Here is a 21,611-nt window from a genome sequence, read left to right as displayed (position 1 = left end):
TACCGTCGTGGGGTCGCTGTTCATGCGTGAACACGCACCGAGAAACGCATCAACGCACTACAGCCATACGGAGGGCGATATATACGTCGCGGCGCTCCCGGTTCGATACCGCCGCGAACGCCGGGAGCGCGGCGCTATCTGACGGTGTACCCGCCGTCGATGACGACCGTCTCGCCGGTCATATACGAGGAGGCGTCGGACGCGAGGTAGACCACGGTGCCGCCGAGGTCCTCGGGGGGAGCCATCTCCTCCATGAGCATCTCCGAGAGCCACGCCGACTCCATGTCGGGGTTCTCCGCGAGGAGTTCGTCGACCATCTCGGTGCGGATGTAGCCCGGGGCCATCGCGTTCGCCCGCACGTCGTACTTCGCCCACTCGGAGGCCAACTGGCGGGTGAACGAGACGACGCCTCCCTTCGACGCGTGATAGACGACCTCCTCCTGCGGGTAGTTCGCCACGAACGCGGACATCGAGGCCATGTTGACGATGGTCCCGCCCCCGCCGTCTATCATCGCCTTCCCCGCGTGCTTCGTACAGAGGAACACGCCGGTCAGGTTCGTCTGGAGCACCTCGTTCCACGTCTCCAGCGACATCTCGTGGGCCGGGGCCGTCCGGGCGATACCCGCGTTGTTGACGAGGATGTCGATGGAGCCGAACGCGTCGAGCGTCGCTTCGACCATCGCCTCCACGTCGTCTTCGTCGGTGACGTCCGCGGGCACGGCGAGCGTCTCGACCCCCGTCTCGGCGGCGATTTCCTCGGCGGCCAGTCGTCCCTCGCGTTCGCTCCGGTTGACCAGACAGATGTCGGCGCCGGCCTCCGCGAGCGCCACGGCGAGCGCCCGGCCGATGCCCTTGCTCGACCCGGTTACGATTGCGGTTTTGCCGTGCAGTGTGAACTCATCCAAGACAGACATACACACGGTACCGCGGTAGAGACCACTAATCGGTAGCCGCCGAATGGCGGGTCAAACGGGGGTCGGGTCGGGAGACGTTGCTTACTCGAATCGCTTCCGAACGCTCTCGGCGTGGGCTTCGAGCCCTTCGAGTTCGGCCAGCGTGACGATGGTGTCGGACAGCGAGTCGAGCGAGTCGCGGTCGAGGTGCTGGACGGTCCGCGACCGGACGAAACTGTCCACGGAGAGTCCGCCGGTGGTCTTCGCGCCCGCGCCGGTCGGGAGGACGTGGTTCGTCCCGCTGGCGTAGTCACCGGCGGCGACGGGGCTGTACTCCCCGACGAAGACGCTTCCGGCGCTGTCTATCGCGTCGACGGTCGCCTCGTCGTCGGCGGTCATCACGACGAGGTGTTCGACCGCGTAGGCCTCCGCGAACGCCGTCACCTCGTCCATCGAGGGCGCGACGAAGACGCCGCTGGTCTCGTTCGCCAGCGCCTCGCGGATTATCTCGGGGCGAGCGCGGTCGGGAACCTGGGCTTCGACCTCGTCGGCGACCGCCCGCGCGAGCGATTCGTCTGGGGTGACCGCGACGACCGACGAGTGCGGGTCGTGTTCCGCCTGCCCGACGAGTTCGGCGGCGACGAGCCGGGGAGACGCGGTCTCGTCGGCGACGACCAGCACCTCGGTCGGTCCGGCAATCATGTCGATGGCGACGTCGCCGCGAACTTCGGCTTTGGCGGCCGCGACCCATCGGTTCCCGGGGCCGACGACCTTCTCGACCGGGGGTATCGTCTCGGTGCCGTAGGCGAGCGCGCCGATGGCCTGTGCGCCGCCGACGCTGTACACCTCGTCGGCACCTGCGAGGCCGATGGCCGCGAGCGTAACCGGGTTGAGTTCCTCCGCGGGGGGCGTCACGACGACGACCTCTTCGACGCCCGCGACCTTCGCCGGAACGACCGTCATAATCGAGGTCGACGGATAGGTGGCGCTCCCGCCGGGGACGTACGCACCGATTCGCCGGAGCGGGCGGAACTGCCGACCGAGTCTCGCGCCGCCGAAAGAGTCCGTCCAGTCGGTCCGGACCTGCCGTTCGTGAAACGCGCGGACGTTGTCGATTGCGGCCTCGATAGCCTCGCGTAGCTCGGGTTCTATCGCCTCCGCCGCCCGCTCCGTCCGCGCCGTGATGTCGAGCGTGTCGACCTCGACGCCGTCGAACTTCTCGCTGAACTCTCGAAGCGCGCCGTCCCCGCGGTCCCGAACCTCGTCGACGATACCGCGAACGTCCGCCCGTATCTCGTCGATTCCCGCGTCTCTGTCGAGAACCGACGCTAACTCGGACTCGTCGAGGGCGTCGAGTGACTGGATGTCCATGATAGTAGTCTCTCGCTTCGGTTTTCGCATTAATTGACACCCGCCATGTGGGAATCCGCGTTCGAGGCGGTGTCGGGCACTCTCGGGGCGATGGGCGAACACGGACACTAAAAAAGGAGACGGCGACCGGACCGCTCAGTCCTCGGTCCAGTAGTAGAGTTGCTCCCGTTCGGCACCGCAGTTCGGACAGGTGTCGGGCAGTTCGTCGAGGTCGCCCATCTCGCCGCAGTCGCTACACCGCCACATCAACTCGGCCTCGCCGAACTCGTGGCCGGCGCGCTCGTGTTCGATGGACATCCCCGCGAGGCCCTCGCGAATCGTGACGTAGAACCCGTCCTCGTCGAACCCGCGGATGCTACCGAGTTTGCTTCCGTCTTCGGCGTACACCGTCATTCCCACCGTCGGCTCTGTGTCGTCAGCCATATGCAACTATTCGTCGCGCGAGCGAATAAAATGGAACGGCCGAATCGAGGCGAGCATCCGCGGGAAGTTCGACCAGTCGTGAACCGCATATAAATAATAAATCGAATATCGCGATATAGAATTTCGTGGTGCGACAAAACACTTACCGTCCCATCATAGATTCGACAGTATGCCCCGTCTCCGGAGCCGTCGCCGATACCTCCAACTGCTCGGAAGCGCGTCGCTCGGTGTCGCCGGCTGTCTCGGCCGCGACAGCGGGTCCCCCAGTCCGACGACCGAGACGACGGCCGAAGCGGCGACCACCGAGGAACCGACCACGACGTACGGTCCGACGTCCGGCCCCGACGAGCGCGTGACGGCCACGCCGCCGGGAAACCCCGCGCTCTCGCCGTCGGGGTCGTGGCCGCAGTACCGCTTCGACGCGGGAAACACCGGCTACAACCCCGAGGTTTCGGTTCCGGCCGACGCCGAAGAGTACTGGCGACTGAACGCCGGTGGCTCGCCCGTCCTCGACGGCGACCGCCTCTACAACCTCCACGGACGCGGACGCGACGAGCGCGCGCTCGTCCGACGCGACCCAGCGACCATGGCCGAGCGAGCGGCGACCCCGCTTGTCGGCTACGGCGTGAACTCGCCGCCCGTCGTCGCGGGCGACCGGGTCGTCGTCGCGACCTTCATCGAGGCGTTCTGTCTCGCCGCCGACCGCGACGAGGTGCTGTGGCGCGGCCCCGAGATGGACGGTATCCACGCCCCGCCCGCGGTGGGCGACGGCGTCGCCGTCGTCTCGGGCGGCGGCTACGACGGCGTCCCGACCCAGCTTCGGGCGTTCGAACTCGCGGACGGGAGCGAACGCTGGCGCTACGACCTCGAAAGCGACGCGAAGGGCGCGCCCGCCGTCGCCGACGGGGCGGTGTTCGTCGTCACCGGCGACGCCGTCCACGCCGTCGACCTCGCGACCGGCGAGCGACGCTTCCGCGTCGAGACCCGGACGAGCGAGTGGACGACGCCAGTGGCGACGCCCGAGGCCGCGTATCTGTCCACCCGCGACGACGAACTCCTCGCGCTCGCCCCGAGCGACGGCACCGAACGATGGCGGTCGCCGGGAAGCGGCGCGCCGGTCGTCGCCGACGACGTGCTTCACGTCGCGGTCGACGGGGAGACCGCGACGCTGTCGCGCGACGACGGACGCGAGGCGGCGGCGCGATTTGTCGGCGTTCCCCACGCGCGCGCACGAGAAGCAATAATTGTCTCCGATGAACAGGGACGGGTGGCAGTGTACGACACTGAGGAAGAACGTCAGTTGTGGTCACACCAGACCCCGGAAGTGCAGGTGGCGGACGTGATTTCACGGGGCGTCTCCGCCGCAGTCCCCGTCGACGGCGCGGTGTACGTCGTCGCCGCCGACGGCTTCCACGGGTTGGGGCCTGCGCGGAACTGAGACGCCGAGCGGCCGCGCCGCTCGACTCGCAACACCTGGAGGAAAAAACCGACCGAAGACTACATGAAGTCCGCGATGCCAGACTGTTTGTTTTTGTCGTTCTCGAAGACCGATTCGAGGCTCTTTTCGAGCACTTCGAGCCGCTGTTTCGTGTAGTCGCGGCAGTCGAACTCCTCTGCCACCTGAATCGCGGTGTCCATGTACTTGTTCACGGAGCCCTGGTGGACCGTCAGGTTCACCCGGCCGCCGCACTCCCGGCAGTCGCCCGAAAGCGGCATCCGCCGGTACTTCTCGCCGCAGTCGAGACACCGCGTCTCCTGCCGCGAGAAGGCGCGGAGGTTGCCGATGAGGTCCGGTAGGAAGTGGTACTCGATGACGCGCTCGGCCACGTCCGTCTCGTCGACCGCCCGGAGCTTCCGCGCGAGGAACAGCTGGGCGTCCATCTTGTCCATCATCGACCCGAGGGTCTTGTACGCCGAGAGGTCCGGGCCGGCGGCGATGTCCGTCGTGTCGTGGGTGTGGTCGAAGCCGGTGTACTCGCGGTCGGTCCCGAGATACTCCTCAGCGATGGTGACCTCGTCTTCCCAGTCGTCGGGGTCTTCCATCCGCAGGGTCGCCTCGTAGAACTCGCGGGGGTACTGCCGCACGATGTCCATGTTGTGCGCCTCGTCGTCGATTTCCGAGGGGTCGATGCGCGAGGACATGACGAGCGGCGCGTCCATCTGTCCGCCGCGCTTGTCGGGGAGATATTCTTTCGAGAAGTTGAGAAGACCGTCCATGAGGAGCATGACGCAGTCTTCGTCACCGTCGCACTGCGCGACGTGGAGGTCGTTGGCGACGAGCGAGTTGGTGTCTTCGACGGTCAACGAGTAGGTGTGGTCGATGTCGCTTTCGAGGTATTCGACCGAGACGACTTCGTCGAGCCACGTGTCCCCGCCGTCCGAGAAGAGACGCTGGCTTCGGACGCCCGTGTCGTCGAGCGCGCTCGCCAGCGCCTCGCTCTTTCGGGGGGGGTGGAATCCGACCTCCTCGGCGAATCGGACCGCGTTCTCCGACGTGAGTTTGAGGACCCACGAGTCGAACGTCGGGACCTCGTCTCCGTCGTAGAACTCCGCCACCGCACCCGTCTGTGGCGTTCGGCGCTCGGAGTAGGTCTTCGAGGCGATGCCGAAGCGTTTGAGTGCGGCAACGAGGTCGCGTTTGAGGTCGTCGCTCACGGTGTGCGCGCGAATCTCCACGCGGTCCGAAGACGCGCTTCCGTCGCCGGAGAAGTACGCCGACAGGAAGGACCGAAGCACCGGCTCGGGGCCGGTGAGTACCGAGTCCGGGACGCGTTTGTCCTCGGCACGCGACCCGCATCCGATGACGTCCGCAAACAGCGACTGGACGAGCCGACTCGAAACCGTGACCTTCCACTCGTTCTCCTCGAACGCGTCGACGCCGAGTGCTTCGCTAACGGTATCGAGGATACGTTTACGGGCGAGTTCGTCCGGGATACAGATTGTCGTCTGGTAGAAGTTTCCGGGCGATGCCCTCGTGAATCCTTCTGCGGCGTAGTACCCCAGTACAGTTCCGAATGATTCGTCGATATCGAGCACTCTCGAAACGGTCGCGGTATCGCGACGGACACCGAGAGATAGCTCACGCGGAAGCACGTCGACGACCGTTTCGACGTCACCGAGAACCTCCACGAACACCGATGCCGGAACGCTGTCGCGAGAGACCCAGTTGTAAACCGTCGACTCGCTCCGTCCGAGTCGCTCGGCGACCGGTTTCAGGTAGCCGTTCGCTTCGGTATGCTCGTCGAAGAGCGAACGGATTCGGTCCGCGCCGAGCCCCCGAATCATCAGGTCTTCGGCCGGTATCGACTCGCCGTGCAGGAACTCCGCGAGCAAGTCGAACTGCGCCGGGTCCGCGTCGATGTCGACGCGCTTAGGCGACGGAAGTGCGTCGCCTTCGTCGAGTTCGTGCGCGGGAATCCGGGTGAAGCCGCCCTTGTCGGCTCGAATCACCGTGTGGTCCGGAGTGACCGTTAGTTCTCTCCCACCACGAGTCTCGATTCGTACGAGGTGGTTCTGTGCGACGTGCTTAGAGACGGCTTCGACCGGTTTGATGGTCTCTCTGCCGCTTCTGGTCAGAGACGGAACGTACACGTCTCCGTCCAGTTCCTGAACGAGCGTCCCGAAGTCGTCGGTCTCCGGCTCATCGAGTCGTTCCTCGACGAGCGTTCGAACCTCGTCGTATCGCCACCGGTCGGTCTCGTCTCGGTACCAGACCTTCGTCTCCGGGTGGAAGCAGTTCCGGCGCTTCGCGGCGTGGAAGTACGGATGCGCGTATCCGACAGCCGCTGTCGTGAAACCGACAACCCTGCCGACGACCGCGGCGGAGGTGTGGGGGGCCATCCCGAAGACGAGTTCGCCGATGAGGTCGTCGCGCTCTTCGATTTCGTAGAAGCGCTCGAGGCCGTAGAACTGTTCGAGGAGGTCGTCTACGAAGTCGGCGGTCTGCATCATGTGCTGGGCCGCGCCGTTCGAGAGGACGATGTCCTGGACTTTGAGTTCGACCAGCTGGTCGTCGAACCGGAGGGGTTCGCCGTCGATGTCGGTCTCGTAGCCGAGTTCGCGGAAGTGGTCGGCCGTCACGTCGAGTTCCTCGGGGCGGACCGCGGTGACGGGCAGGTCGGTCATGTCGTAGCGGACGGTACCGTCTTTGAACGACGACACGTCGTGTTTCGCCCGCAGGACGCCCTTCTCGATGGGTTCGGGCGTCTTGTTCGCGGAGGTGAGACCCTTCACACCTTTGAGAATCTGGAACGACGACTCCCGCTCGCCGACGCGTTCGAGGGCGTCGCGGTACTCGGTGTTCAGGTCGATGTCCTGCCACTCGGCGCTCTCGACGTCCCAGTCACAGCGCTCGCAGTAGACGCGGCCGGACTCGTCGGGTTCGAGGACGGTCCCGCAGTCGTCGCACTCGTAGTGGGGTTCGGTGTGGCCGCCGCAGTCGGGGCATTTCGACTTGAAGCCGAACGCGCCGCAGTCGGGGCACTTGCGCCGGCCGAGGCGGACCGAAATCTGGCCGCGCTTGCCGGACTCGCCGCGGTGTCTGGCGGCGTCGCCCACGTCGCGCTGGCTCCCGCCGGCCTCGCCGATGGGAAACAGCGTGTGGACCGCGGGCGAGAGGTCGCGGCGCTCGGACTTCTCCGGGCGGCCCATGCGGTTGCCGATGCGGGTGGGCGCGCGCTCGCGGACGGTGAAGGGCGCGACCTCGTTGACGGCCTCGACGGCGTTGTCGCCGCCGTCCCACGTGCGGGCGTGCTCGGAGAGATCATCGAGTTCCCACGTTCGCTCGCGGTCGTCGGTGAGACCGAGGCTCCGGGCGAGCGGTCGCCAGACGGGGACGCGAAGCGTCTCGTCGGTCTGGCGGTGGGCGACGAGCAGGTGTTCGAGCGCCTCCCGAATCTCGGGCGTGTTGTCGAGGACGAGCGTGCCCTCCAGTCCGCGCTCGGGTTCGTTGTCGTGTTCGAGCGGGGCAGTCGTGCCGCCGTCGGCCTCGGCGGCGACGACCTCGCCGGCCGCGACGGCGTCGGCGAGCGCGTCGAACCGCTCGACCGAGATGTCGTGCCAGAGGTAGGTGTAGACGGGATGGAGCGGGGCGTCGAACTCGGCCGCCCACGAGAGGGCGTCCTCGACGGTGGGGTCTTCGAGGTCGACGGCGGGGTCGTCGCGGAGCGCCTGCACGTTGGCCTCGGTCGCCTCGAAGTCCTGAATCCACCACTCGAAGACGTACGAGGCGGGCGCGAGCGGGTGGTTGTTCTCGACGAACTCGCCGAAGTTGACGAGGTACTCGCCGAGGTCGAGAATCTTCTCGACCCCGTTCTGGAGCTCCTCGGCCTCCTCTGGGTCGTCGATGCGGCGCACGTCGCCGTTGGCGAGTCTGACCGTCGGCCCCTCGATGGAGTCGACGGGGACGACGCCGCCGGCCTTGCCGGGGCGCTCGGTCTTGATTTGGGTGCCCGTGGCGATGAAGTCGTCAACGATGTGCATCGTCGCGGGGTGGACGCCCGCGGTCGCGAAGCCGTGGTTGCGGGCGCGGCCGTACCGGAGGCGGAAGCCGCCGGGCGCGGAGGGGTGGCCGAACACCGGGCGGCCAGCGATGAGATCGCGGAGGAACTTGGTCGCGGGCTCGACGCGGGTCGGCCCGTCGGGGGCGTCGCTCCCGGCGTCGTCGGCGTCGGCATCGGGGTCGGCGTCCGCCTCGTCGGCCTCGTCAGCGTCGTCTCCCGCGTCGTCGGCCTTCGCGGCCTTCCCGTCGTCCTTGCCGATGGTGCCGTCGATGAGGTCCTGGAGCCACGGCCAGTCGACCTCGTCGAGCTGGCGGGTGTAGCGCTGAATCTTCGGGGCCTTGAGGGCGATTCCCTCGGCCATGACGAGGCACATGCCGCCGCGGGCGGAGTTGGTGTCGACGCGTTCGAGGTCGCGGTAGCCCGAGACCTCCTCGTCGCCCGTGGCCTCGCCGTCGAGCATGATAGGCATGTTCTCGGCGATGAAGCGCGACTCCTTGTCCTTCGGCGAGTACTGGAGACCGGTCTCCTTGTCGTAGAGGTTGACCTCCTCGACGTAGCGCTCGACCTCGTCGCTTCGGGCCTTGTACTCGTCGATGTCGAGGAGCGAGCGGGCGTAGTCGGCGACGAGCACGGACAGCGCCTGTGCGGTGCCGCCCGCCGAGCGAATCGGGCCGGCGTAGTAGACGTTGACGAACTCGGTGCCGTCGTCGTTCTCGAGGATTTCGACGCGGTCGATGCCTTCGATGGGCGCGGCGACGACCCCCTCGGTGAGCAGGGCGACGGCGGTGCGGACCGCGCCCTCGACTTTGCCCTCGCGGGAGTCGTAGTCGCCGACGTTGCCGTCGACGAAGTCGGTCACGAGTTCGAGCGCGGCCTCCTCGCGTGACATCTCGCCTTCGAGTTCGCGGACGCGCTCTGCGACGCCGTCGATGCCGAGGATGTTCTCGACGCGGTCGGCCATGTCCTTGGCGACCGGAATCTCGACTTCGGTCTTCGGGTCGTACCCCGTCGCCTTCGCGGCCTCCGCGAGCTCGAACGCCTCGTCGAGGCGGGCTTCGATGCGACGGAAGTACCGGGTTTCCTCCTCGCGCACGGTTACAGCCAGAGGTCGAGGTCGGTCACCGCGTCGTGGTCGCGTTCGAGCGGTTCCTCGAAGGCGCGGAGGTTCAGTTCGCCCGCGAAGACGGTCGCCGAGTCGAGGTGACCCGCGAGCGCCTGGCCGCTCCGTCGGGAGAGGATCGCGTGCGTGTGTGCGAAGGGCTCGCCGTCGAGGAGCGCGACGTTACCCACGCAGGCGGCGACTTCGAGCGGCTCGTCGAACGTCACGGACTGGTACTCCTGGTCCGTCTGGTCGTAGAACCAGAGTTCGGCGTCCTGGACGGCACCCATGGCGTTGAACCACGCGGACTCGATGCCCTTGCGCGCGCAGAACTCCTCGATCTCCTCGCGCCAGTCCGCGCCGTGTTCGAGACGGGCGAGGTACTCCTCGCTCACCGTCACCGCTCGAGCGTTCATGTAGCGTACCACGAGCGAGTCGGACTAAAATGTGAATGGTCTGCTCGCCGGGGAGGCGAACGGGGCCGGAGCGATTACCGCCACTCGTCGAGCGCGAGCGCGTCGGCTACGTCAGAAGCGAGCCACGCGTCGTCGCGGGAGATATCCGCGATAATAAGACGCTGGCCCGTCTGAGAGCGATCCACCGAGGCCATGACCTCGGCGCCCGAGTCGTCGACGGAAGCCGTCGCATCCGGCGTCATGTATGATACATAGTGACACCCCTATATAAGTGGACCGAAACGACGGGGCGAGACGAGCCGGGACGGCCGGTTCAGTCCCTCAGAACAGAGGGCGAAACCTGAAACGAGTTTTGTAGGGAGTCTCGTGGCAGTTTTCGCCGCTTGGGTATGGAACTACGTGCTTTCCACGCTACACTATATCAAACAAATCGAATACGGTAAGTTTATCCACGCGCCGCGAAAATTTTGTTCTGAATGCCAGACACTAACAAACTCTCGCGTCGCCGTTTTCTGAAGGCAACGGGGGGGGCCGCCACGGCCGCCGCCCTCGCCGGTTGTACCGGCGGTGACGGTGAAGAGACGACGACCGAGTCCGGTGGCGGGGAGACCGAGACCACCCAAGAAGACACGGGCACGGAGCTGTCCGGTTCGGTGTTCAACCGCATCCTCGACGGGACCATCACGACGATGGACCCCGTCGCCGCGACCGACACGTCGTCGGGCATCCTCATCCAGCAGGTCTTCGACTGCTTGATGTCCTACCAGAACGCCCTCCCGACGGTCGAAAACGAACTCGCCGCGGACTACACGGTCTCCGACGACTTCACGACCTACACGTTCGAGCTCGCGGACGCGACCTACCACAACGGTGACCAGGTCACCGCCTCCGACTTCATTTACGCGTGGGAGCGCCTCGCGGCCTCCGAGAACAGCCGTCGCGCCTACTTCATCCTCGACTCCGTCGGCGTCGAACACGAGGAAGACGACGAGGGCAACTACGTGCCCGGGACGCTCGGCCTCGAGGTCGGCGAGAGCGAGAGCGAACTCGTCGTCAACCTCGCAGAGCCGTTCCACGACACGCTCGAGATGTTCGCCTACACCTCCTTCGCCGCCCTCCCCGAGGGCATTCTCGGCGACATCGAGGAGTACGACGGCGAGATGGAGTACACCGAGTTCGCCTCGAACAACCCCATCGGCGCGGGTCCGTTCGAGTTCGCCTTCTGGGAGCAGGGCACCGCCGCGGCCGTCTCCAAGTACGACGACTACTACGGGCAGGTCGCGCAGGTCGACAACGTCCGCTGGCAGGTCATCGAGGACGACACGGCCCGCTACAACTACGCGATGAACGAGAACGCGGACTACTTCGGACTGCCCACCGCGCAGTACGACCCCGGTCTCGTTCAGGTGGAGTCGACCGACGAGTACGGTCGTGAAGTCGGTCAGTACGGCCCCGTCCGCAACGGGAAGACGCTCAACTACGTCGGCGTCCCGACGCTGTCTATCTACTACGTCGGCTTCAACATGGAGAAGGTCCCGAAGGCGGTCCGCCAGGCGTTCGCCTACGTTCTGAACCAAGACCAGATGGTCTCCGAGGTGTTCAAGGGCCGCGGCTCCCCGGCGGAACTGTTCACGCCCCCGACCATCTTCCCCGGCGGCGCGCAGGCCGCGAGCGACCTCGTCAGCTCCGACTACCCGTACAGCGCGGGCGAGACGGACATCGAGGCCGCCCGTCAGGTCATGGAGGACGCCGGCTACGGGCCGGACAACCAGTACGAGATCCAGTGGACTCAGTACAACAACAACGCGTGGGAGGAGATGGCGAGCATCCTCCGCGACCAGCTCGCGTCCGCCCACATCAACATGCAGATTCAGAAGGCCGACTTCTCGACGCTCCTCGAGCGCGGCCGCAACGGTCAGCTCGAAGCGTACACCCTCGGCTGGATCGCCGACTGGCCGGCCCCGGACAACTTCCTCCAGCTTCTGAACCCGCCGCAGACGGACACGTCCGAGCAGGGCCCCATCTCGTACGTCAACTGGACGGCCGAGAACGGCGACGCCTACCAGCAGGCGACCGACGCCTACCAGCAGGTCGTCGACAACCCGGCGCCGACCGACGAGGCCCAGCAGGTCCGCAACGAGGCCTACGTCGACATCGAGACGGCCAACTGGGAAGACGTTGCGATGTTGCCGGTCTACAACCAGAAGGAAGAGACGTTCTGGTACGACACCGTCGAAATCGAGCCGTTCGGTGGCATGGGTCCGAGCCGCCAGAAGCTCAACAACGTCACCCTCAACCGATAACGCCGGGGAACACGGGCACGCCCTCGCGTCCCGTCCGAATCGAACTCCCGGATATTTTTGACAAGCGTATAGTTAGTCGCTACTATGTGGCATAATCTGGCGTTAGAGTTGCTGAAACAGCAGTATTGGGACTTCGAAGCGCAAGACATAACCATACCACTCAGTAAACCCTTACAATAATGTCCGCTCGAACGGTCTGCGAGGTGATGCCATGAGTCGATGGCAGTACTTCCTCCGCAGGGTACTGATGTCGATTCCTGTCGTCATCTTCGGGACGACGATTACGTTTGCCCTCATCCGCCTGGGGCCGCTCGACCCCGTGTCGGCGATTCTGGGGACGCAATACAACCCGCAGGCGGCAGAACAGATTCGAACGAACCTCGGATTGAACCAGCCGCTCTGGAGTCAGTACCTCGACTTCATGTACGAGCTGTTCACCTTCCAACTCGGCCAGTCGTGGGTCATCGCGCCCGGGACGACCGCGTACGAACTCATCGAGATCTACGCGCCCCGGACGATTTGGCTCGGCTTCTGGTCGGTGCTCATCGCGCTGTTCGTCGGGATTCCGCTCGGCTTCTACGCCGGATTGAACCCGAACACGCCGTCCGACTACGTCGCCTCCTTCGGCGGAATCGTCTGGCGCGCGATGCCGAACTTCTGGCTGGCAATCATGCTCGTCACGGCCCTCTCACAGCTCGGGACGTGGACGAACGGCCTGTTCACGTGGCAGACGTGGATCGTCAGGACGAACGTCGTCACGCCGCCGGCGCTGGGCTTCTTCCAATCGCCGGTCGAGCAGTTCCTCGCCGACCCCGGCGGGTGGACCGAGTCGTTCATCCGGGCGACGAAGCAGATCGCCCCGGCGGCGCTGGTCCTCGGGTCGGCGTCGATGGGTAACGAGATGCGTATCGGCCGCACCGCCGTCCTCGAAACCATCAACTCGAACTACGTCGAGACCGCCCGCGCGAAGGGTGTCTCCGGGCGCTCGCTCGTCTGGAAGCACATCTTCCGGAACGCGCTCATCCCGCTCGTGCCCATCATCACGGGCGAGGCGTTCCTGCTTCTCGGCGGGTCGGTGTTCGTCGAGACGGTCTTCGCCATCAACGGCCTCGGGTGGCTGTTCTTCAACGCCGCCATCAACGGGGACCTGCCGCTCATCGGGACGCTGATGTTCATCTTCATCCTCATCCTGGTCGGCACGAACATCCTGCAGGACTTCCTGTACACGATTATCGACCCGCGCGTCGGGTACGACGGGTGAATCACAGTGAGCACGACAACCGAAACCGAGATTCCGCTCCGACAACGAGTCGCTGAGAACCCCCAGCCAGCGCTGATTTGGGCCGCCGTCGGTGCCGTCCTCATCGGCGTCGAGCTGGGCGCTATCCTCCAAGTCGTCGGCGCCGTCGCCGGCGTGGTCGTCAACCTCCTCCCCGGTGACCCCGGCGCGTCCGCCGTCCAGTCGTTGCAGGCGGCGTTCAACGCGGTTCCGACGCTCGTCTCCCGCGACGTGATTCCGAACCAGGGCTACTGGAACGGAACGGGCTACGAGAACACCTTCCTCGGGCTCTCGCCCGCGGTCGCGTGGTTCATCCGGGTCGCGTTCGTCTACGCGTACGCCTTCGCAGTGCTGGCGTGGGCGTGGAACGGCTACACCCGATTCCGCCGCCACTACCGCCGCGTCGACTGGACGCCGCGGGACGACGTGGTCAACCGCTTCCGGGGTCACTCCTGGGGCAAGTTCGGGCTCGTTATCGTCATCACGTTTGTGGTCATGGCGGTATTCGCGCCCGCGCTCGGGCCGACCACGATGGAGCGGAACATCCTCCAGCCGTACGACTACGAGGTCACCTACTGGAGCGAAGACACCCAGAGCACCGAGACGGTCCTCGTCGGCGAGGCCAACCTCGGCTCGGGGTCGCAGGGCGCGGGTGACGAGAACGTCGCGCCGCTGACGTACGACGACTACGGGCGGTTCCATCCGTTCGGCACGGCGACGAACGGGAAGGACCTGTTCACACAGGTGGTGTTCGGGGCCAGGATATCCCTGACCATCGCCGTCGTCGCCATGGGCATCGCCGGGCTCATCGGACTCGGCTTGGCCATGATAACGGCGTACTACAAGGGGCTGGCGGACTTGGCGACGGTGTTAGTCTCCGACTCGGTACAGGCGTTGCCGGTCATCATGGTCCTCATCTTGATGCTCGTCATCTTCCAGAACACCTGGGTCAGGGAGTTGTACGACGGCGCGGTGCTCATCATCCTCATCTTCAGCGTCGTCTACTGGCCGTTCATCTGGCGGTCGATACGTGGCCCGGCGCTCCAGGTGTCCGAGGAGGACTGGATCGACGCCGCGAAGTCGTTCGGACAGACGCCGACGCAGGTCATGCGCAAGCACATGGCCCCCTACGTGTTCAGCTACATGCTCATCTACGCCTCGCTCAGTCTCGGTGGAATCATCATCAGCGTCGCCGGGCTCTCGTATCTCGGGCTCGGCATCACCGCGCCGACCCCCGAGTGGGGGCGGCTCATCGCCAACGGACAGCAGTACGTCGCGAGCCCCTCGTGGCACATCTCGCTGGTTCCCGGCCTCCTCATCACGCTCGTCGTGACCGGGCTGAACGCCTTCGGCGACGGCATCCGCGACGCCATCGACCCGCAGGCGGACACCGGTGACGAGGCCGCCGCCACGGGAGGTGGCGCATGAGCACCGAACAGGCGCGTTCGACCCGCACCGGGGGCGAGCCCCTGCTCTCCGTCGAGAACCTCCGGACGTCGTTCTACACCGACAAGGAGGTCATCCGAGCGGTCGACGGCATCTCGTTCGACATTTTCCGCGGCGAGACCGTGGGCATCGTCGGCGAGTCCGGCTCCGGCAAGTCCGTCACGGCCCGCTCTATCATGCGACTGGTCGAGAACCCCGGCCGCATCGAGAACGGCCGCATCATGTACGACGGCGAGGACCTCCTCGACAAGTCGCCGAAGCAGATGCGCTCCATCCGCGGCGGCAGTATCGCCATGGTGTTTCAGGACCCGCTGACGAGCCTGAACCCCGTTTACACCGTCGGCAACCAGATCAAGGAGGCGCTTCGCCTCCACCGCGGGCTGAGCGGGTCGAAGGCAACGAAGGAGGCAATCGAACTGCTCGAAGCGGTCGGGATTCCGGACGCCCACCGTCGCGTCCGCGAGTACCCCCACCAGTTCTCCGGAGGGATGCGCCAGCGCGCCGTCATCGCGATGGCGCTCGCGTGCGACCCCGAACTGCTCATCTGCGACGAGCCGACGACCGCGCTCGACGTGACCATCCAGGCGCAGATTCTGGAGCTCCTCGAAGAGCTTCAAGAAGAGCGCGACCTCGGCATCATGTTCATCACCCACGACATGGGCGTCATCGCCGAAATCGCCGACCGCGTCAACGTGATGTACGCGGGCGAAATCGTCGAGAGCGCCCCCGTCGTCGAACTGTTCGAATCGCCGAAACACCCCTACACGCAGGGGCTTCTCAACTCCATCCCCGGACAGGGACTCGACGAGAACGAGCGCCTCGCGACCATCGAAGGCGACGTGCCGACGCCGAACGAGGACCCGACGTACTGCCGGTTCGCCCCCCGGTGTCCGAAGGCGTTCGCCGAGTGCGACACGGTCCACCCCGAACCCGTCGACGTCGGCGACGGCGCGGGCGACCACCGCGCGTCGTGTCTGCTGTACCCCGAAGACCTCCCCACGGAGGAGGCGGTCGCCGTCCACCGGGAGGGCGGACAGCGCGGAGGTGACACGCGATGAGTACCACACCCACTGAAGAAGAGCGACCCACGACGGCGCGCGGAGAGACCATTCTCGAAGTCAACGACCTCAAGACCTACTACGAGGACGGCGGCCTCCTCGGGAGCAATCCCGTGAAGGCGGTCGACGGCGTCTCGTTCGACATCCAGCGCGGCGAGACGCTCGGGCTCGTCGGCGAGTCCGGCTGTGGGAAGTCCACGCTCGGCCGCACGCTGATGCGCCTCGAAGAGGCCACCGCGGGCGAGGTCAAACTCAACGGCACGGACATCACCACGCTGTCCGGCTCCGACCTCAAGCAGTTCCGCAAGGACGTGCAGATGGTGTTCCAGGACCCCGATTCGAGCCTCAACGAGCGGATGACCGTCGGCGAAATCGTCCGCGAGCCGCTCGACGTCCACGACTGGAAGACGCCGTCCGAACGCCGCGAGCGCGTCCGCGAACTGCTCGAAACCGTCGGCCTGCAGGAACAGCACTACTACCGCTACCCCCACCAGTTCTCCGGCGGCCAGCGCCAGCGCATCGGCATCGCCCGCGCGCTCGCGCTCGAACCGGAGTTCATCATCCTCGACGAGCCGGTGTCGGCGCTCGACGTGTCCGTGCAGGCGAAGATTCTCAACCTGCTCGAAGACCTGCAAAACGAGTTCGGGCTGACGTACCTGTTTATCGCCCACGACCTCGCGGTCGTCCGCCACATCTGCGACCGCGTCGCCGTGATGTACCTCGGCAACATGATGGAAATCGGCCCGGCCGACGAGCTGTTCGACGAGCCGGCGAACCCGTACACCCACGCGCTGTTGTCGTCGATTCCGGAGCCTGACCCGACGGTCGAGCGCGACCGCATCACCCTTCGCGGGACGCCGCCGAGCCCGCGGGACCCGCCGGCGGGCTGTCCGTTCTCGACGCGCTGTCCGGTGAAGATTCGCCCGGCGGCGTACAGGGACATGGACCCCGACGTCTGGGAGCGCATCGAAATCTTCCGCGAGGTGCTTCGGGAGCGCTCGCGCGCGGACCCCTCGCTGAGCGACCGCGTCCGGAAACTGCTCGGCCGGGAGAGCCACCGCGCCGGCATGGACGAGATCATCCCCGAGCTGTTCGGCGACCTCGACGTGCCTTCGGACGTGATGACCCACGTCCGCGAGGCCGCCGACTACGCCGAAAACGACGACGAAGACGCCGCGCGGACCTACCTCCGCGAGGAGTTCGGAAGCGTCTGTGACCACGAGCGGCCCGAACAGCTCTCGGTGGGCGACCGAGGGCGGCTGAGCCTCTGTCACCGCCACGACGCCGAGTACGAGGAGCCGGCGACCGTCTTCGAGACGCTCGTCCGATAGCCATGGAGTTCGACCCACGCCGATTCGGCGTCAAGGCCATCGACGCCGTGGCCTACGCCGTCGCCCTCACCGGCGTGGTGTTCGTCGTGACCGCCGTCGTGAGCACGCTCGCCGGCAACGGACTGCCCGGCGCGAAGTGGCTCATGTTCTTTCTCGGATTCGCCATGTTCGGCTACTCGTCGCTGAAGGTTCGCCCGAAGGCGGCGTGGAAGCGCGGAGACGGAAGCGGCGGCACCGGCGGCACCGACGGCGGCCTGTTCTCGGGGAGCGACGAGCCCGTCGGCGTCGAGAAGCTCGTCGGGGACGCCCTCGACGCGATACTGCCGCCGCGACTGCGACCGGCGACCGGCGACGAGCGGCCGTCGAGCGGGGTGAAACTGCTCCTCGCGTCGGTCTGTATCCTCGCGGCCTCCTACGCGATGGAGGTCGTCTTCGAGATCAACTACTGACCGGTCGGGGGCGCCCGCGACCTTCGATGCCTTTTACCATATACGTCGTCCAGAACGGGTATGGCCGAACTCGGAGACGACGAGACGCCCGAGGTCGAACGCACCGCCGGCGAGGCGGACCGTCGCCGCGAGGCGTGGGGCGCGACGCTCGACGACATGGCCGCGATGGCCGACGACTTCGAGGACGAGGGGTGGACGACGGTCCGCATCGCCGCGGGCGACAGCGGCCCGTTCGGTCCCTCCAGCGGGAAGGGCGACGAGGGGGCGTTCGGCCTCGCGTACGTCATCCCCGGCGACAAGGCCGAGACGGTCGCCGAGCTGTTCGAGGCGACCACGTTCCCCGAGTACGAAGTCTACCGCGCGGAGAACGACGGCCGCGTGTACATCGTGACGGCGCTGTTCTCGCCGGAGACCGAGACCGCGATATTCATCGCGGGCGCGTGGGACCTCCGCGAGGCGCTTGAGTGTGCGACCGTCGCCGTCGAAGAGGGTCGGATGTACTCCTATCTCCAGAAGCTCGACGGCACCATCGTTGGCGTCGTCGAACACGACGACCCCGAGAAGTTCTTCCCCAACCTCGACGCGATTCGGCGGTACGCGCCGAACGGCGGCGATGGCGACGGCGACGGCGAGACCGACGACGGCAACTGAGCCGAGAGCCGTTCTGCTTCTGCGCCGTGTTCGCATCCCCTGTCCCCCGACCCCCGCGAGCCGCGGCGGACGCCTGTCAGCGAGGCGAAAGCGTTCGCAGAGTACATTAGGCGGGGGGAAGAAAGCGGGTGTATGAAAGTAGCCGACGCGATGACCCGCGGCGAGGAGGTCGTGACGGTGTCCCTGCCGGGCACCCGCGACGACGTTCTGGAATACCTCCAAGAGCGTGGGTTCTCTTCCGTTCCCGTGGTGAAAGAGACCGACGAGGGGACGAAGTACCGAGGGCTCATCTCTCGGGAGGACCTCATCGAACACCCCGACGAGGACCAGCTGGCGGTGCTCGTCCGCGAGGTGCCGACCGCGAGCGCCGACGACGACCTCGAAGCCGTGGCCGCGACGATGGTCTCGGAGGGCGCGCGCCGAATCCCCGTCGTCGACGGCGACGCCATCGAGGGCATCCTCACCGTCACCGACGTGGTCCGGGCCATCGCCCGCGGCGACATCGACGGCGAGACCGAGGTCGGCGACCTCGCCACCCGCGACGTGAACACGACGTACGTCGACGTTCCCCTCCACATCGTCGAACGCGAGATATTCTACGCGAACGTCCCCTACGCGGTCGTCCTCGACGACGAGGCCTCGCTGGCCGGCATCGTGACCGAAGTCGACATCATCGAGGTCGCCCGCGTCGTCGAAGGCGAGGCCGGCACCGGCGACTCGGTCGCCAATCAGGACGACGAGTGGATGTGGGAGGGCATCAAGGCGGTCGGCAACCGCTACATCCCGACCCGGAACGTCGAGATTCCGGCCGAGCCGGTCTCGAAGTTCATGACCGACGACCTCGTGAGCGTCGCGACGCGCGTCACCGCCAAGGACGCCGCCCAGACGATGATCCGCGAGGATATCGAGCAGATCCCGCTCGTCTCCGGCGACGAGCTCATCGGCGTCGTCCGCGACGTGAACCTGCTGGAGGCGCTGTATGAGTGAGGGCGACGAGTCCGCCGCGCTCACCGAACTCGCCAAGCGCCGGGGCTTTTTCTTCGGCTCCTCGGAGGCCTACGGCGGCGTCGGCGGGTTCTACACCTACGGCCCGCAGGGCGCGGCGCTGAAGTCCAACGTCGAGGAGGCGTGGCGCGAGCGCTTCGCCGTCCAGGAGGGCAACCTCGAAATCGAAGCGCCGACCATCATGCCCGAGCCGGTCTTCGAGGCGTCGGGCCACCTCGACGGCTTCGACGACATGCTCGTCGAGTGCGCCGAGTGCGGCGAGTCCCACCGCGCGGACCACCTCATCGAGGACAACTCGGAACTGGAAGACGCCGAGACGCTGTCGCCCGAGGAAGCGGCGGAGAAAATCGCCGACCTCGGCCTCGTCTGTCCGACCTGCGGCGCGGACCTCGCCGGCCAGTCGGTCGAGGACTTCAACCTCATGTTCGAGACGAACATCGGCCCCGGCTCGTCGACGCCGGGCTACCTCCGGCCCGAGACGGCACAGGGCATCTTCGTGGAGTTCCCGCGCATCAAGGAGTACGCGCGCAACAGCCTCCCGTTCGGCGTGACGCAGGTCGGTCGCGCCTACCGCAACGAGATTTCGCCGCGGAAGAGCATCGTCCGCACCCGCGAGTTCACGCAGGCCGAACTGGAGCACTTCATCGACCCCGAGCGCGACGAGGCCGACCTTTCGGCGGTCGAGGACGTCGAGGTGCTTCTGTACCCCGCGACCGAACAGGAAGCCGACGACGGCGACTACGTCGAGACGACCATCGGCGACGCCGTCGAGGACGGCGTCATCGGCAACGCGTGGCTCGGTTACTTCCTCGGCATCGCCCAGGAGTGGTACGAGACGGTCGGCGTCGACATGGACCGCTTCCGCTTCCGCCAGCACCTCGCGGGCGAGCGCGCCCACTACTCCTCGGACTGCTGGGACGCAGAAAGCGAGGTCGACGGCGACTGGATAGAGATCGCGGGCTTCTCCTACCGGAGCGACTACGACCTCTCGAAACACGGCGAGTACGGCGACGACGACTTCACCGTCTTCCAGCAGTACGACGAGCCGAAGACGGTCGAGCGCGCCGTCGTCGACCCCGACATGGCGACGCTCGGCCCCGAGTTCGGCGCGCGGGCCGCCGACGTGGCCGAGGCGCTGGAGACGCTCGCCGAGCGCGACCCCGACGCCTTCGACGCCGACGAGGTCACCCTCGACGTCGACGGCGAGGAAGTCACCGTCGACACCGACGTGGCCAACTTCTCGGTCGAGACGCAGACCGAGGCGGGCGAGCACATCACGCCGCACGTGGTCGAGCCCTCGTTCGGTATCGACCGCACGGTGTACACGCTCCTCGCGCACGCGTACGAGACCGACGAGGTCGACGGCGAGGCGCGGAGCTACCTCTCGCTTTCGCCGTCTGTCGCGCCGACGAACGTCGGCGTCTTCCCGCTCGTGAGCAACGTCGACCAACTGGTCGACCTCGCGGACGACGTGGCCGAAGAACTCCGCGCGGCCGGCTTCGCGGTCGTCTACGACGACTCGGGGAGCATCGGTCGGCGCTACCGCCGGCAGGACGAGGTCGGCACGCCGTTCTGTATCACCATCGACCGCGACGGGCTCGAAGGCGACGGCGCGAACACCGTCACCATCCGCGAGCGCGACAGCGGCAAGCAGGTCCGACTGCCCGTCGACGACCTCGTCGGAACGCTCGTCGGCCTGCGCGCCGGCACCGCCTCGTTCGACGACGTGCTCGACGACAACGAGGTCGTCGAGGCGTAACCCGCCGTGGGGCGACCGAGCACCGCCGAGGTGAAGCGGCGACTGGTCCACGCGAGCGGCTCGGGGATGCCGCTTTTGTACCTCCTCGGGCTGGTCGAGTGGCGTACCCTCGGGTATCTGTTCGTCTTCCTCGCGGCGGTCGTCAGCGTCCTCGAACTGCTCCGGCTGTTCGGCGGTCTCCAGTGGGCCGTCTACGACGAACTCACCCGCGAGTACGAACAGGACAACGTCGCCGGCTACGCGCTGTACGTCTACAGCCAGACCGCCGTCGCGCTGGTGTTCGGCCCCCACATCGCGGTGCCGGGGATGCTCATGCTCACCATCGGCGACCCGATAAGCGGCCTCATGGGCTCCGCGCCGGTGGGCGAGCTGAAGTCGGCGCGGACGCTCGCGGCGATGTTCGCGGTCTGTTTCATCCTCGCCGCGCCGTTCGTGATTCCCGTCTCGGGAGTCGCCGCGGGCGGGCTCGCCGCGGCCGCCGGAGCCGCCGGCGCGACGCTGGCCGACGGCGCGAAGCCGGTCGTCGCCGGCTACGTCATCGACGACAACCTCTCGATTCCGCCGGTCGCCTGTACCGTCATCGCGGTGACGCTCTGGCTTCTCGCCTGAGCGGAAGGCGGCTTTATT

17 protein-coding genes are annotated in these 21,611 nt (G+C 66.5%); 11 read left to right on the top strand and 6 right to left on the bottom strand.

Features of this window, described 5'->3' with window-relative positions; translation table 11 throughout:
* Positions 1-134: 134 nt before the first annotated feature.
* From IEV64_RS05290 to IEV64_RS05280, 3 genes are all read right to left on the bottom strand, one after another.
* Positions 135-914 carry an SDR family NAD(P)-dependent oxidoreductase gene (locus IEV64_RS05290; protein WP_007275842.1) on the bottom strand — a complete coding sequence of 260 codons (780 nt, stop codon included), beginning with the start codon at positions 912-914 and terminating at the stop codon, positions 135-137.
* 81 nt (positions 915-995) lie between these two features.
* Positions 996-2,264 (bottom strand): histidinol dehydrogenase, encoded by a 1,269-nt coding sequence (hisD, locus tag IEV64_RS05285; RefSeq protein WP_188423372.1) that lies wholly within the window; start codon positions 2,262-2,264, stop codon positions 996-998.
* A gap of 135 nt (positions 2,265-2,399) precedes the next feature.
* Positions 2,400-2,687 (bottom strand): DUF7130 family rubredoxin-like protein, encoded by a 288-nt coding sequence (locus tag IEV64_RS05280; RefSeq protein WP_188423371.1) that lies wholly within the window; start codon positions 2,685-2,687, stop codon positions 2,400-2,402.
* Between the two features lie 169 nt (positions 2,688-2,856).
* On the opposite strand from IEV64_RS05280, the gene IEV64_RS05275 reads away from it, so the two are divergent.
* The gene (locus IEV64_RS05275) at positions 2,857-4,125 is read left to right on the top strand and encodes an outer membrane protein assembly factor BamB family protein (protein ID WP_188423370.1); all 1,269 of its coding nucleotides are present in this window, start codon (positions 2,857-2,859) and stop codon (positions 4,123-4,125) included.
* A 59-nt stretch (positions 4,126-4,184) separates the two neighbouring features.
* On the opposite strand, the gene IEV64_RS05270 is transcribed toward IEV64_RS05275, so the two are convergent.
* From IEV64_RS05270 to IEV64_RS05260, 3 genes are all read right to left on the bottom strand, one after another.
* Entirely contained in the window at positions 4,185-9,281 is a 5,097-nt protein-coding gene (locus IEV64_RS05270; protein ID WP_188423369.1) for a DNA polymerase II large subunit, read from the bottom strand.
* A gap of 2 nt (positions 9,282-9,283) precedes the next feature.
* The gene (locus tag IEV64_RS05265; RefSeq protein WP_004968803.1) at positions 9,284-9,703 is read right to left on the bottom strand and encodes a PPC domain-containing DNA-binding protein; all 420 of its coding nucleotides are present in this window, start codon (positions 9,701-9,703) and stop codon (positions 9,284-9,286) included.
* A 74-nt stretch (positions 9,704-9,777) separates the two neighbouring features.
* Positions 9,778-9,945 (bottom strand): DUF7556 family protein, encoded by a 168-nt coding sequence (locus IEV64_RS05260; RefSeq protein ID WP_004968802.1) that lies wholly within the window; start codon positions 9,943-9,945, stop codon positions 9,778-9,780.
* Between the two features lie 234 nt (positions 9,946-10,179).
* On the opposite strand from IEV64_RS05260, the gene IEV64_RS05255 reads away from it, so the two are divergent.
* From IEV64_RS05255 to IEV64_RS05210, 10 genes are all read left to right on the top strand, one after another.
* Positions 10,180-12,006: an ABC transporter substrate-binding protein gene (locus IEV64_RS05255; RefSeq protein ID WP_007275834.1), complete on the top strand. Its 1,827-nt coding sequence runs from the start codon at positions 10,180-10,182 to the stop codon at positions 12,004-12,006.
* A gap of 211 nt (positions 12,007-12,217) precedes the next feature.
* Entirely contained in the window at positions 12,218-13,267 is a 1,050-nt protein-coding gene (locus IEV64_RS05250) for an ABC transporter permease (protein WP_004968800.1), read from the top strand.
* Positions 13,268-13,273: 6 nt separating this feature from the next.
* Positions 13,274-14,713: an ABC transporter permease gene (locus tag IEV64_RS05245; RefSeq protein ID WP_007275833.1), complete on the top strand. Its 1,440-nt coding sequence runs from the start codon at positions 13,274-13,276 to the stop codon at positions 14,711-14,713.
* Positions 14,710-15,789, top strand: coding sequence for an ABC transporter ATP-binding protein (locus tag IEV64_RS05240; RefSeq protein WP_007275832.1), 1,080 nt, complete (start codon positions 14,710-14,712; stop codon positions 15,787-15,789). Before IEV64_RS05245 ends, IEV64_RS05240 begins: the two co-directional genes overlap by 4 nt.
* Positions 15,786-17,120, top strand: coding sequence for an ABC transporter ATP-binding protein (locus IEV64_RS05235; protein WP_007275831.1), 1,335 nt, complete (start codon positions 15,786-15,788; stop codon positions 17,118-17,120). Before IEV64_RS05240 ends, IEV64_RS05235 begins: the two co-directional genes overlap by 4 nt.
* Positions 17,121-17,122: 2 nt before the next feature.
* Complete coding sequence (locus tag IEV64_RS05230) at positions 17,123-17,569, top strand: DUF7555 family protein (RefSeq protein WP_007275830.1); 447 nt, start codon at positions 17,123-17,125, stop codon at positions 17,567-17,569.
* A gap of 60 nt (positions 17,570-17,629) precedes the next feature.
* A complete protein-coding gene (locus tag IEV64_RS05225) occupies positions 17,630-18,220 on the top strand; it encodes a DUF7529 family protein (protein ID WP_188423368.1) in 591 nt (196 codons plus the stop codon).
* A gap of 132 nt (positions 18,221-18,352) precedes the next feature.
* Complete coding sequence (locus IEV64_RS05220) at positions 18,353-19,207, top strand: CBS domain-containing protein (RefSeq protein WP_188423367.1); 855 nt, start codon at positions 18,353-18,355, stop codon at positions 19,205-19,207.
* Complete coding sequence (gene glyS, locus IEV64_RS05215; RefSeq protein ID WP_188423366.1) at positions 19,200-20,984, top strand: glycine--tRNA ligase; 1,785 nt, start codon at positions 19,200-19,202, stop codon at positions 20,982-20,984. Before IEV64_RS05220 ends, glyS begins: the two co-directional genes overlap by 8 nt.
* 6 nt (positions 20,985-20,990) lie before the next feature.
* Positions 20,991-21,593: a diacylglycerol/polyprenol kinase family protein gene (locus IEV64_RS05210; protein WP_188423365.1), complete on the top strand. Its 603-nt coding sequence runs from the start codon at positions 20,991-20,993 to the stop codon at positions 21,591-21,593.
* The last annotated feature ends 18 nt before the right edge of the window (positions 21,594-21,611 follow it).

It is taken from the genome of Haloferax sulfurifontis, assembly GCF_014635105.1.
GTDB classification, from domain to species: Archaea; Halobacteriota; Halobacteria; order Halobacteriales; family Haloferacaceae; genus Haloferax; species Haloferax denitrificans.
The sequence above is the reverse complement of the archived record's forward strand: the minus strand, read 5'-3'. Positions and strand labels throughout refer to the sequence as shown.